Genomic DNA, 12568 nt, shown 5'->3' with positions numbered 1-12568 from the left:
CCGCTTCAGCTCTGATCCCACAGGAGACCTCATGAGCATCGAGACCGCCAGCCCCGTCGACCAGGCCCTCCTCTCCGGCCAGCCCTACCCCTACCAGCGGGTCGAGCTCGTCGAGCCCGACTGGACGCGGTTCCCGGGCTGGGCGGACGTCTCCGCGAGCGACTGGGCCTCCGTGCAGTGGCAGCGTGCCCACTGCATCAAGAACGTGAAGCAGCTGCGCGAGCTGATGGGCGACCTGCTCGACGAGCGGTTCTACGCCGACCTCGAGCGCGACCAGGCCGAGCGCGCCACCATGTCGATGCTGGTGCCGCCGCAGATGATGAACACGATGGTGCCGACCGTGTCCCCGGCGGGCGCAGGCTCGCTCACCGAGGCGTTCTACGCCGACCCGGTGCGCCACTACATGATCCCGGTGTTCAGCGACCGCCGCACCGACTGGCCCTCGCACCCGCACGCGGCGCGCGACTCCCTCCACGAGCACGACATGTGGGCGACCGAGGGGCTCACCCACCGCTACCCCACGAAGGTGCTGGCCGAGCTCCTGCCGACCTGCCCGCAGTACTGCGGCCACTGCACCCGCATGGACCTCGTCGGCAACTCGACCCCCGTCATCGACAAGCTGAAGTTCGCCGGCAAGCCCAACGACCGGCTCGGCGACATGATCGACTACCTCAAGCGCACCCCGTCCGTGCGGGACGTGGTCGTCTCCGGCGGCGACGTGGCCAACATGCCCTGGCCCCGCCTCGAGGCGTTCCTCATGTCGGTGCTCGAGGTGGACAACATCCGCGACATCCGGCTCGCAACCAAGGCCCTCATCGGCCTCCCCCAGCACTGGCTGCAGCCCGACGTCGTCGAGGGCGTCTCCCGCGTCGCCGCCGTCGCCCGCTCGCGCGGGGTCTCGCTCGCGATGCACACCCACGCCAACCACGCGAACTCCGTGACGCCGGTCGTCGCCGAGGCGACCAGGGCGATGCTCGACGCCGGCCTGCGCGACGTACGCAACCAGGGCGTGCTGCTGGCCGGCGTCAACGCCGAGCCGCACGCGCTCCTCGACCTCTGCTTCCGCCTGCTCGACGGCGCGCAGATCATGCCCTACTACTTCTACATGTGCGACATGATCCCGTTCTCGGAGCACTGGCGGGTCTCGCTCGCCGACGCCCAGCGGCTCCAGCACCACATCATGGGCTACCTCCCCGGCTTCGCGACGCCGCGCATCGTGTGCGACGTGCCGTTCGTCGGCAAGCGCTGGGTGCACCAGAACGCCGACTACGACACCGAGCACGGCATCTCGTTCTGGACCAAGAACTACCGCACCTCGATCGAGGCCGACGACACCGAGGCGCTCTCGCGCTACTACGAGTACTACGACCCGATCCACACCCTCCCCACCTCCGGCCAGCAGTGGTGGGAGCAGCACGGCCGCCTCGACGAGGCCTCCCTCAAGGCCGCCGAGATGGCCGAGGCGTCGCGTCGTACGGCCGCCCTCCAGGCCTGGTGAGCTGGCTGCCTGCTCCTGCGTGATCCCCGGCTCCCCTTTTTGGTTCCCCCGCACATGCGGGGGAACCCAGACCTCGGGGGGTGTGCAAGCAGCAGGAAGTCCGCCACACGCCCACGAAGTCCGGGGGGCAGCCGCGCCCGTTCTCCACAGATCGGGCCACACGGGTTCCCGCGCCCGTCGCGCGCCGAGGAGTGTTTCCGCATGCAGCGGCCTCCACAACCGGACCTCACGAACGTCGTACGGCTGCGACGCGAGTACATCGCCGACGGCTACACCGACTACCAGCTGAACCGGCTCGTGGCTGGTGGGGTGCTGCACCGCGTCCGACGCGGGGCGTACGTCGACAAGGTGCTGTGGGACCGTTTGTCCGCCTCCGACCGCCACCGGGTGCTGTGCCGCGCCGTGCTGCGTACGGCGCATCCGCTGACCGTGCTCACCCACGTCTCGTGCACCGTCGAGCGCGGCGCCCCGGTCTGGGAGATCGGACTCGACGAGGTGCACACGACACGCACCGACGGCAAGGGCGCCCGCCGGGAGGCCGGAGTCGTCCATCACGTCGGAGAGCTCAGCGAGAAGGAGGTCGAGGTCGTCAACGGGGTGCGGGTGAGCCCGGCTCCCCGGGCTGCGGTCGAGGTGATCTCCACCTCCACGGCGGAGGCGGCTCTCGTGGTGATCAACGGACTGCTCCACGCCGGCGAGATGAGTCACGACGAGCTCGTTGCCTCCGTGAAGGCGATGAAGCACTGGCCCCATACCCTGTCCGCGCACCTCGTGGTTGCCCTGGCAGACCATCGTCTGGAGTCGGTCGCTGAGACCCGGACGTACGTCATGTGTCGGCAGCAGAAGCTGCCCCGCCCAGAGGTGCAGGTCCCGATCCTGGACGAGAGCGGGTGGGAGTTCGCGAGAGTCGACTTCGCATGGCCCGAGCGCGGCGTCTTCCTGGAGTTCGACGGTCGGATCAAGTACGAGAAGTTTCGCCGCGAGGGAGAGACACTCGAGCAGTTCCTCATGCGCGAGAAGAAGCGCGAGGAGAAGATCTGTCAGCTGACCGGTTGGGTGTGCCTGAGGATCGGGTGGGCGGACCTGGAGAAGCCGGTGGTCACGGCGAGACGCATTGGGCGGGTCCTCGAGGGCCGCCAGTGGCCGACCGGCGCCTGACTCCCGAGCGTGTTGCGAACTTCATGGGGCTTGCACGCCCCGGGAAGCTGGCAATCCCCCGGATAGCCGGGGGAACACAACGACGACAGCCTCAGCCGATGGGGCGGTTCTCATAGGGCGTGGAGAGCACGATGGTGGTGCGGGTGGAGACGCTGGCGGCGCCGCGGATGCGGGCGAGGAGGTCCTCGAGGTCGCGGGGGGTGGCGACGCGGATCTTGAGGATGTAGGACTCCTCGCCGGCGACGGACCAGCACGACTCGATCTCGGGGATGCCGACGAGCCGTTCGGGGTAGTCGTCGGGCTGGGAGGGGTCGATCGGGGTGATCGAGATGAAGGCGGTGAGCGGGCGGCCGAGCTGGTCGTGGTCGACCGTCGCGCCGTAGCCGGTGATCAGGCCGCGCTGCTCGAGCCGCTTGACGCGCTGGTGGACCGCGGAGGTGGAGAGGTCGGTCGCCTTGCCGAGGTCGGTGAAGGACATCCGGCCGTCAGCGGCCAGGAGGGAGAGGATCTGCCGGTCCTTGGACTCAACCTCAGGAGAACTCACGGACGCACCCTAGTCCGAACCGGACAGGGCCTGCACGAGTCTCACGGCCGACGAGCCCAGGTCCCAGCGCTCGTCGAGCGCGACGACGGCGTCGTGGTCGGCCGGCGTGCGTGGTCGGGCGAGGTCGGAGGAGCCGAGGTCGAGGTCACGGCGTACGGCGACCACCTCGGGCGCGACGTCGAGGTAGTCGAGCGCCGCCTTGATCTTCCCGCGCGGACCGGGGCCCATGTCGGACTCAGGGTCGCTCGCGGCCGCGACGACCGCGTCGATCGAGCCGAACCGGTTGAGGAGCGTCGCGGCGGTCTTGTCCCCCACGCCGGCCACACCCGGGAGGCCGTCGGAGGCGTCACCGCGCAGGGTCGCCAGGTCGGCGTAGTGGCGGGCGTCGACGCCGTACTTGTGACGCACCCACGCGTTGTCGACCCGCTCGTGCTTGCTCACACCGCGGGCGACGTAGAGCACCCGCACGGCCGCCTCGTCGTCGACGAGCTGGAACAGGTCGCGGTCGCCGGTGACGATGTCGACCGGCATGCCGGCGCCGGTGGCGAGCGTGCCGATCACGTCGTCGGCCTCCATCTCGGGGTGGCCGATCCGGGCGATGCCGAACGCCTCGAGCACGTCGACGATGATCGGGATCTGCGCCTCGAGCGGGTCGGGCACCTCCTCGACGTCCGGCCTCGGGCCGGGCACCTCGGTCACCACGCGGTGGGCCTTGTAGGACGGGATGAGGTCGACGCGCCACTGCGGGCGCCAGTCGTCGTCCCAGCAGCACACGAGGTGGCTGGGGTCGTACTCCCCCACCAGGCGGCTGATGAAGTCCATCAGGCCGCGCACCGCGTTGACCGGCGTGCCGTCGGGCGCCTTCACCGAGTCGGGGACGCCGAAGAACGCGCGGAAGTAGAGCGAGGCGGTGTCGAGCAGCATGAGGCGGTCACCGGAGGCCATGACCGAAGCCAACCACAGATGAGGCGGGGCTCACTCCGCCAGCACGCTGTAGGCGATGACGCCTCGCTTGAGCTGCTTCGCGGCCGTCCTCGCGGTGTCGCGCAGGGGCGAGTCGCCGGCAGCGTCGGCGACCTGGCCGCAGAGGTCGAGCAGCTGCTTCATCCAGCGCACGAAGTCGCCGGCCGACAGCCCCGTCACCATGAGCACGTCGTCGAGGTCGTCGCCCTCGGCCCACCGCCACGCCGCCCAGGCGAAGCCCATGTCGGGCTCGCGCAGGAAGTCGAGCTTGTGCTCGCGCTCGAGGGCGTCGAGGCGGCCCCAGACCTTGACCAGCTCGGCGAGCACGGGACGGACGCGACCACCCGGCATCTTCGGCGACGACGCGTCGTCGGCGCGGCGGGCCTCGAAGACGAGCGCCGACAGCACCGAGGCGAGCTCGGAGGGCGGGAGGTCGTCGAACAGGCCCTCGCGGATCGCCTCAGCGGCGACGAGGTCCATGTCGGTGTAGATGCGGCGCAGGTGGCTGCCCTCGGCCGTCACCTTGTCGCCGTCGAGGTAGCCGAGCGACGTGAGCACGTCGCAGACCCGGTCGAAGGTGCGCGCGACCGTGTTGGTCCGGTTCTCCACCCGTCGCTTGAGCGTCTCGGTGTCGCGCTCGAGCTTGAAGTAGCGCTCGGCCCACCGGGCGTGGTCCTCGCGCTCGGGGCACTGGTGGCACGGGTGCGCCTTGAGCTCGGCGCGCAGCGTGCCGATCTTGCGATCGGTGGGCGTGTCGCTGAACGAGTCGCGCTGCCTGGCCCGACCCGTCGTGGGCGCGTCGAAGGAGTCGGCCCGCGACTTCAGCGCGTTGGCGAGCTCGCGCCGCTGCGCGGGGTTGCGTCCGTTGAACGACTTCGGGAGCCGGAGCCGCCCGATCGACTCGACGGGCACCGGGAAGTCCATCGGTGCGAGCCGCCGCGCCTGCCGGTCGGCGGTGACGACGTAGGGCCGGGGCTCGTCGCCCGAGTGGCCGGGGTCGATGACCACCGCGAGGCCGCTGAACTTGCCGGCCGGCACCTGGATCACGTCGCCGGGGCGCAGCTTGCCGAGCGACTTGATGGCGTCCTCGCGGCGGTCGTGGCGGCGTTCGCGGGCGGCGCCCTTCTCGAGGTCAGAGATCTGGCGGCGCAGGCCGGCGTACTCCATGAAGTCACCGACGTGGCAGTGCGCCGCGTCCCGGTAGCCGTCGAGGGCCTCCTCGGCCTTCTGCACCTGGCGCGCGAGCCCGACGACGGCGCGGTCCGCCTGGAACTGCGCGAAGGACTGCTCCAGCAGCGCGCGCGAGCGCTCCCGACCGAACTGGTGCACCAGGTTGACGGCCATGTTGTAGGACGGCCGGAACGACGAGCGGAGCGGATACGTACGCGTCGACGCCAGGCCGGCGACCTCCCGCGGGTTCATCCCGGGCTGGTAGAGCACGACTCCGTGGCCCTCGATGTCGAGCCCGCGGCGCCCCGCGCGACCGGTGAGCTGGGTGTACTCCCCCGGCGTCAGGTCGGCGTGGGTCTCGCCGTTCCACTTGGAGAGCTTCTCGATCACGACCGTGCGCGCCGGCATGTTGATGCCGAGCGCGAGCGTCTCGGTCGCGAAGACGACCTTGACCAGGCCCTCCTGGAACAGCTCCTCGACGACCTGCTTGAAGGCCGGCAGCAGGCCGGCGTGGTGCGCCGCGATGCCGCGCGTGAGCCCGTCGAGGAACTCGTGGTAGCCGAGGACGTGGAGGTCCTCCTCCGGCAGGGAGCGCGAGGCCTCCTCGACGCGGGCGAAGATCTCGTCGCGCTCGGCGGCCGTCGTGAGCCGGACGTTGGCCTGCACGAGCTGGGACACCCCGGCGTCGCAACCGGCGCGGCTGAAGATGAACATGATCGCCGGCAGCAGGCACTCGCGATCGAGCCGCTCGACGACGTCGACGCGGCTGGGGATCCACACGCGGCGGCCGTTGCCGACCGAGCGCGGGTTCTTCGACGAACCCGGCTTGCCCTTGCGTGGCGAACGACGGTCGCGCATCAGGCGCGTGCTGGCCCAGTCGTCGCGCGCGATCCGGGTCAGCTCGTCGTTGACCGGGGCACCCTCCTTGACGAACCCGGCGCTCGCGTCGACGTCGGAGGAGGCGAACAGGTCGAGCAGCCGCCGGCCCACCATGACGTGCTGGAAGAGCGGCACCGGCCGCTTCTCCTCGAGGATCGTCGTGGTCTCTCCCCGGACGGTCTCCAGCCACTCGCCGAACTCCTCGGCGTTCGACACCGTCGCCGACAGCGACACCAGCGTGACCGACTCGGGCAGGTGGATGATGACCTCCTCCCACACCGCCCCGCGCATCCGGTCGGCGAGGTAGTGCACCTCGTCCATCACGACGTAGCCGAGCCCCACCAGCGTGCGGGAGCCGGCGTAGAGCATGTTGCGCAGCACCTCCGTGGTCATCACGACCACGGGCGCCTCGCTGTTGACGACGTTGTCGCCGGTGAGCAGGCCGACGTTGTCGGCACCGTAGCGCTTGACCAGGTCGTGGAACTTCTGGTTCGACAGCGCCTTGATCGGCGTCGTGTAGAACGCCTTGCGCCCGGTCTGCAGCGCCAGGTGGATGGCGAACTCGCCGACGATCGTCTTGCCGGAGCCGGTCGGCGCGGCCACGAGCACCCCACGGCCGCTCTCGATCTCCTGGCACGCGCGCACCTGGAAGTCGTCGAGCTCGAACCCGTAGAGGCCGGCGAAGTCCTTGAGCATGGGGTAGGGCTTCTCCCGCTGGAAGGCGGCGTAGCGCTCCGACGGGGTCTGCTCGTGCTGGTCCTCACTCACGCGATCACCTCCAGGGCACCCGGGACGCACTCCACGGTCAACGGCAGCGGGCCGAAGCGCTCGCCGTCGGCGTACGACACGATGCCGGGTGCCGCCACGGTCACCGAACGCACCCTCCGGTGGACGTATTCCTCGACGCCGTCGATCCTGCCGGTGAAGAGGCGCGGGTAGGACCGCACCAGCTTGGGCTTGCTCATCCGCGTGATCACCACGACGTCGAGCAAACCATCGTCGAGCAAGGCGCCCTCGGTGATGCGCAGTCCACCGCCGAAGGACGGGCCGTTGCCGACCGCCACCAGCATCGCCTCGTGCTGGACGGTCTCCGGGCCCGAGCCGTCGTCGAGCTGGAGCACGTAGGGGATGGGCCGGAAGGTCCGCAGCTCGGCCAACGTGGCGAGGTTGTAGCGCATCTGCCCGCGCGGCCAGGTCATCGTGTTGGCACGCTCGTTGACGATCGCGTCGAACCCGGCTGCCAGCACGGTCACGAAGTAGCGCCCGCCGCTGCGGGCGAGGTCGATCGTGCGCCGCTGCGACGCGATGACGCGGTCGGCGGCGGCAACCGGGTCGGTGCGCGGCAGCCCGAGGTACCGGGCCACGTCGTTGCCGGTGCCTGCCGGGATCAGCCCGAGGGGTACGCCGGTGCCGGCGACCGCCTGCACGCCGAGGTGCACGAGCCCGTCCCCGCCGCAGACGACGAGCGCCTCGACACCGTCGGCCACGCAGCCACGGGCAAGGTCGGCCGCCTCGTCGGCGTCGCGGCCCTGCAGGTTGCGCACCACGAAGCCGCTCTCGCGCAGCCGGGCCAGGGCCGCGTCACGGTGGCGGGCGCCCCGCCCCCGGCCGGACGTGGGGTTGGTCAGCAGGGCGATCTCGCGCCCACGCACCGCCTGCTCGGCGTGCTCGGGCCCCACCGGGTCGTGCATGAGCGCGACCCTATCCCCCGGGCCGGACGTCGGCCGTCAGCGACTCAGCCGCAGCAGCGCGGCGTACTGCTCCTCGTGCGCGCCCACCGCCCGGGCGAGCCGGCCGAGCGCGTCGAGGACGAGGTCGGGGCCGAACCGCGTGCCGGGCACGGCGAGCGCGAGGCGGCCGTCGACCTCTCCCACCACGACCTGGCCGTGCCGCCACGCCTGGTGGACGCGCAGGCGGATCGCCGAGTCGACCACGGGCTCCGGATAGGCCTCGTCGACCGCGAGCAGGTCGCAGGCGACCTCTTCGCCGGCCTGCGCGGTGAGCCGCCCGCGGACCAGGTGACCCGTCCGCAGGCCCTCGTCGGAGGCCCACACGACGTCGTGGGTGCCGAGCCACTCGGGCAGGTCGAACGGGTCGACGTCCGTCAGCGTGGCCTGCATGCCGCCACCCTGCCAGACCGTCGACGCCGCATCGCGTGCCGGGTCAGAGGCCGTTGGCGGCGAGCTTGCGGGCGTGCTCGCGCGCCCGGCGCCGGTCGTTGAGCCGCGCGATGACCTCGGAGGCGAAGAACAGCACCATCATCGGGACGGCCATCAGGCACATCGAGAACGGGTCGGTCGACGGGGTGGCTGCCGCTGCGAAGATGAACGTGCCGATGACGATCCAGGGGCGGTAGGCCGCGAGCTGGCGCCCCTTGACCACCCCGGCGAAGTTGAGCAGGACCACGAAGACCGGGATGTTGAACGACAGCCCGAACACCAGGAGGGTCCGCGTGAAGAACTGCAGGTAGTCGTTGAAGTCGATGAGGTTGGTGACGCCCTCGGGGTTGAACCCGATCAGCACCTCGAGCGCGACGGGCAGCGTGAAGTAGCCGAGGGCGACACCGACGAGGAACAGCGGACCGGCGACCGCCACGAAGATCTGCGTCATCTTGCGCTCCTGGGCGTAGAGCCCGGGGAGCACGAAGGCCCAGATCTGGTAGAGCCAGTAGGGCGCGGTGACCACGACGGCGGCGAACCCGGCCAGCTTGAGCCACAGCATCAGGCCGGCGGCGGCGCCGCTGGTCGTGGCCTCCGTGGTCCCGTCGGCGAGCTTGGCCTGGGCGTCCTCGTAGGGGCCGAAGACCCCCTCGAGGAGGAAGTGGCGGAAGTAGAGGGCGACGGCGAACGCGACCACGAACGCCAGCAGGCACCTCAGCAGGCGCGCGCGGAACTCGCGGAAGTGGTCGGACAGGGCCATCCGGCCGTCCGGGCCGACGTCGTGGCGCGGCCCGCCCTGGAACAGGCCGACGAGGGCTCCGAGCCTCACTCAGGCGGTGGTGTCGTCGCGCCGCTCGCGGAGGACCTCTCCGGAGGTCTCGCCGGGCGTCTCGGACCGGACCTCGTTGCGCGTCTCGATCTCGCGCTGCTCCGCGGTCTTGGTGTCGTCGTCGTCACCGTCGCGGAGGTTCTTGGTCTCGTCCTTGAAGATGCGGAGCGCCTGGCCCGAGCTGCGGGCGAGGTCGGGCAGCTTGGCGGCACCGAACACGAGCACGACGATCACCAGGATCACCAGCCACTCTGCACCCTGCGGCATGCCGATCATCGGGTTGATCATGGGGAACACTCCGTCTTTCTGGGGGTTGGGGGTCCGGTCCGTCGTGGACTGCTAGGAGTCTACGCCGTCGGCCTGATAGAGGCTGAGGGTTGACTGTGCCGCCTCTGTGAATGCCTGGGCGTACGCCGCCGGCGCCAGCAGCGTGGCGTGCGGGGCGAGCCGCAGCAGGAGCGACTGCACCCACTGCTCGCTGGCCACCTCGAGGTCGACGTCGACCGTGTCGTCGGGCCCCGGTCGCTGGGCGGTGACCGGGTAGTACTCGACCACCCAGCGCGCCGGCGGCGCGAGGCGCAGCGTGACCGTGGTCGTCTCGGCGTCGGTGAACCAGCCACCGGTCAGGTCGCGGGCCCGCGCACCCGGGTCGAGCACGGGCGTGTCGAGCTCGGTCGCGGACAGGATCCGGTCGACGCGGAAGGCGCGGTCGCCCTGGGCGGTGTGGCACCACGCGTCGAGGTAGAGCACCTCCTCGACCCGGGCCAGCCCGCGCGGGTCGACGACCCGCTGGGACGCCTGGTCGCGCGAGGGCACGTGGTAGGTGATCTCGACCTGGTGGCCGTGCTCGATCGCCGCTTCGAGGGTCGGTCGCACCGCACTGGCCTCGAGCGGCGTCGGCGTGACGTGGAGGCGCAGCAGGCCCTCGCCGTCCTGTCCCGCAGCCTCCTCGAGCTTGGCCAGCGTGCGCTCGATGACGTCGCGGGCCTCGGTGGGCGCGGCCTCCACCATCGTGCGCAGCGCGACCACGAGGGCGGTGGCCTCGGCGGGCGAGAACCGCACCGGCCGGGCGAGGTAGTCGGCGTTGTCGACGCGGATGATCCGGTCGCCCTCGAGGGCCTCCAGGTCGACCTCGATCAGGTCACCGGGCAGCCCCGGCGAGAGACCGGTCATGAACAGCAGGCGCAGGTCGCGCTCGATCTGGTCGGCGTCGGTGCCGAAGTGGGTGGCGGCGTCGTCGAGCCGCACCTCGCCACGGGCCAGGAGGTAGGGGACGAGCGCGAGCAGGCGGGCGACCTGGTCGGGAGCGGTGTCGGCGGACTGGGTCATGCCTGCGCACCTCCCCCGGCGGGCTCGGCGCCTGCGACGGCCTCCAGCCGGGCGACCACGTCGTCCCGCAGCGCCTGCGGTCCCTGGACCACGGCGTCGGAACCGTAGGTGAGGACCTCGTCGGAGAGCTCGTGCACCGGACCCTCGACGACCAGCAGGTCCCAGCCGGCCGGCTCCTCGAGCGGGGTGACCGACTCGGCGCGCCGGCGGAGCCCGATGCCCATCCCCTGCCGGACCCGGACCTCGGCCCGGACGGAGGGGAACGACGGCGAGAGCCGCCGCGCGACCGCGCGCACGTCGGTGCCCGGCGGGACGTCGTACGCCGCCGACTTGCCCGTGGCGCGCACGGTGCCGACGATGCGGGAGAGGCGGAAGACGCGCTCGGCGCCGCGGTCGACGTCGAGGCCCACGACGTACCAGCGACCCGAGGAGCGGGCCAGCCCCCAGGGCTGGAGCCGGCGCGCGCTGGGCTCGGTCTCGCTCGGCCGCTGGTAGGCGAAGCTCACCTGCCGGCGCTTGCCGATCGCGTCCCACAGGGGCTCGAAGGCGGGCTCGTCAGCGGCGATCGCCGGGGCGACCACCTCCAGGCGGGACGGGTCGATCTCGACGCCCTGGCCCTTCAGCTTCGCGAGCGCGCGACCCGTCGCCTTTGCCAGCGTGGCCTGCTGCCAGACCTGGGCGGCGAGGCCGAGCACGGCGGCCTCGTCGGACTCGAAGCGGATCTCCGGAAGCGAGGTCTGCTCGGTCGGGATGCGGTAGCCGATCTCGTCGTCGAAGAAGACGTCGGCGCTGCCGACCTCGATCACCGCGCCGATCTGGCGCAGGGCGTCCTTGTCGCGCTCGAAGGCGCGCTCGAAGGCCTCGTCACCGGCCGGACCGCGAGGGTGCTCGGGGTAGACCGCCTCGCGGATGGCGTCCTTGCCGATGAATCGCTTGGCGCCGAGCAGCAGGATGTGCAGGTTCATCAGGCGTTCGGCCCGTGGCTGCGCCATCCCGCTCCCTCCCCTGTCCGTGCCGGCTCGTGCGACTCAGGAGGCCGCGAGGATGTCGACGACGAAGAACAATGTGTCGGTGCCCTTGATGCCGGCGCTCTCGTTGCCCTTCTCGCCGTAGCCGTCGGCCGGCGGGATCTCGAGGATCACGCGCGAGCCCACGGTGCGACCGACGAGGCGCTCGTCCCAGCCGGTGATGACCTGGCCGACGCCGATCGGGAACTCGGCCGGCTCCTTGCTGTAGGACTCGTCGAACGGCGCCTTGGCGTCGTAGACCTGGCCGAGGTAGTTGACCTTGAGGGTCTGGCCGGACTTGACCTTCGCGCCGTCACCCTTGACGAGCGTCGTCGCGATGAGCTTGCCGCTCGGCTCGTGGGCGTTCGTGAAGTCGAGGCCCGTGATGACGCCGTCCTTCTCGATGAGGGTCGGTGCCCAGCTCGCGGGCTTCTTCTCCTCGCCCTGGGGGCCGTCGAGCGGCGGGACGGTGTCCTTGCGTCCCATGATGTCCACGATCGCGAGGACGGAGTCCTTGTTGCCGATGCCGATCGTCGGGTTGCCCGTCTCGCCGTAGGCCTTCTCGGCCGAGGTCAGCAGCACCACGCGGTCGCCGACCTTGTGGCCGATCGTGGCCTCGCGCAGGAACGGCAGGATGTCGTCGGAGATCTCGACCGACTGGGTCGCCCCGCCCTTGGTGTAGGTGCTCTGGGCTTCCTTCTCGGTGAAGCCGTTGCCGATCCACCAGTTCGCCTGCACCGTGTCGCCGTCGGCCACGGTCTCGCCGTCGCCCTCCACCAGGACCTCGGTCTCCTCCTGGGAGCCGTCGAGACGACCGTCGAAGGTGACCTTGGGCTCCTTGCCCTGGTCGCCGGTGATCGTCACCGAGCTGAGCGGCGCGCCCCCGGCCTCGTCATCACTGGACGCCGAGCCGCACGCGGCGAGGCCGAGCAGGGTGAGGGCGAGGACACCGCTGAGCGCAGCGGAACGTACACGGGACACGAGATCTACCTCATCGATCGACTCAGGCGTTTGCCGGGTCACCATATCCAG

The 12568-nt window shown here is 70.9% G+C and carries 12 protein-coding genes; 2 read left to right on the top strand and 10 right to left on the bottom strand.

Features of this window, described 5'->3' with window-relative positions; genetic code table 11:
- Positions 1-31 precede the first annotated feature (31 nt).
- Positions 32-1498: a KamA family radical SAM protein gene (locus BLV76_RS18145; protein WP_090970890.1), complete on the top strand. Its 1467-nt coding sequence runs from the start codon at positions 32-34 to the stop codon at positions 1496-1498.
- A gap of 201 nt (positions 1499-1699) precedes the next feature.
- Complete coding sequence (locus BLV76_RS18140; RefSeq protein WP_090970886.1) at positions 1700-2656, top strand: hypothetical protein; 957 nt, start codon at positions 1700-1702, stop codon at positions 2654-2656.
- A gap of 91 nt (positions 2657-2747) precedes the next feature.
- Here BLV76_RS18140 and BLV76_RS18135 read toward each other — a convergent pair whose 3' ends face one another.
- From BLV76_RS18135 to BLV76_RS18090, 10 genes are all read right to left on the bottom strand, one after another.
- A complete protein-coding gene (locus BLV76_RS18135) occupies positions 2748-3200 on the bottom strand; it encodes an Lrp/AsnC family transcriptional regulator (protein ID WP_090970883.1) in 453 nt (150 codons plus the stop codon).
- 9 nt (positions 3201-3209) lie between these two features.
- Positions 3210-4145 carry a 5'-3' exonuclease gene (locus BLV76_RS18130; protein ID WP_245734745.1) on the bottom strand — a complete coding sequence of 312 codons (936 nt, stop codon included), beginning with the start codon at positions 4143-4145 and terminating at the stop codon, positions 3210-3212.
- Between the two features lie 30 nt (positions 4146-4175).
- Entirely contained in the window at positions 4176-6908 is a 2733-nt protein-coding gene (locus BLV76_RS18125; RefSeq protein WP_175539816.1) for a DEAD/DEAH box helicase, read from the bottom strand.
- A 68-nt stretch (positions 6909-6976) separates the two neighbouring features.
- Positions 6977-7903 carry a diacylglycerol kinase gene (locus tag BLV76_RS18120; protein ID WP_090970878.1) on the bottom strand — a complete coding sequence of 309 codons (927 nt, stop codon included), beginning with the start codon at positions 7901-7903 and terminating at the stop codon, positions 6977-6979.
- Positions 7904-7939: 36 nt separating this feature from the next.
- Positions 7940-8332: a hypothetical protein gene (locus tag BLV76_RS18115; protein WP_090970876.1), complete on the bottom strand. Its 393-nt coding sequence runs from the start codon at positions 8330-8332 to the stop codon at positions 7940-7942.
- A gap of 43 nt (positions 8333-8375) precedes the next feature.
- Entirely contained in the window at positions 8376-9200 is an 825-nt protein-coding gene (tatC, locus tag BLV76_RS18110; protein WP_245734744.1) for a twin-arginine translocase subunit TatC, read from the bottom strand.
- Positions 9201-9488 carry a twin-arginine translocase TatA/TatE family subunit gene (tatA, locus tag BLV76_RS18105; RefSeq protein ID WP_217630386.1) on the bottom strand — a complete coding sequence of 96 codons (288 nt, stop codon included), beginning with the start codon at positions 9486-9488 and terminating at the stop codon, positions 9201-9203.
- A 51-nt stretch (positions 9489-9539) separates the two neighbouring features.
- On the bottom strand, positions 9540-10529 hold the full coding sequence (locus tag BLV76_RS18100) for a helix-turn-helix transcriptional regulator (protein WP_090970873.1): 990 nt from the start codon (positions 10527-10529) through the stop codon (positions 9540-9542).
- A complete protein-coding gene (locus tag BLV76_RS18095) occupies positions 10526-11494 on the bottom strand; it encodes a helix-turn-helix transcriptional regulator (protein ID WP_245734743.1) in 969 nt (322 codons plus the stop codon). The genes BLV76_RS18100 and BLV76_RS18095 overlap by 4 nt, the downstream gene beginning before the upstream one ends.
- 63 nt (positions 11495-11557) lie before the next feature.
- Entirely contained in the window at positions 11558-12517 is a 960-nt protein-coding gene (locus BLV76_RS18090; protein WP_175539731.1) for an FKBP-type peptidyl-prolyl cis-trans isomerase, read from the bottom strand.
- Positions 12518-12568 lie beyond the last annotated feature (51 nt).

This window comes from Nocardioides exalbidus (assembly GCF_900105585.1).
GTDB lineage: Bacteria > Actinomycetota > Actinomycetes > Propionibacteriales > Nocardioidaceae > Nocardioides > Nocardioides exalbidus.
Note: the sequence above shows the minus strand (reverse complement) of the source record. Positions and strands in the feature narration are given on the sequence as shown.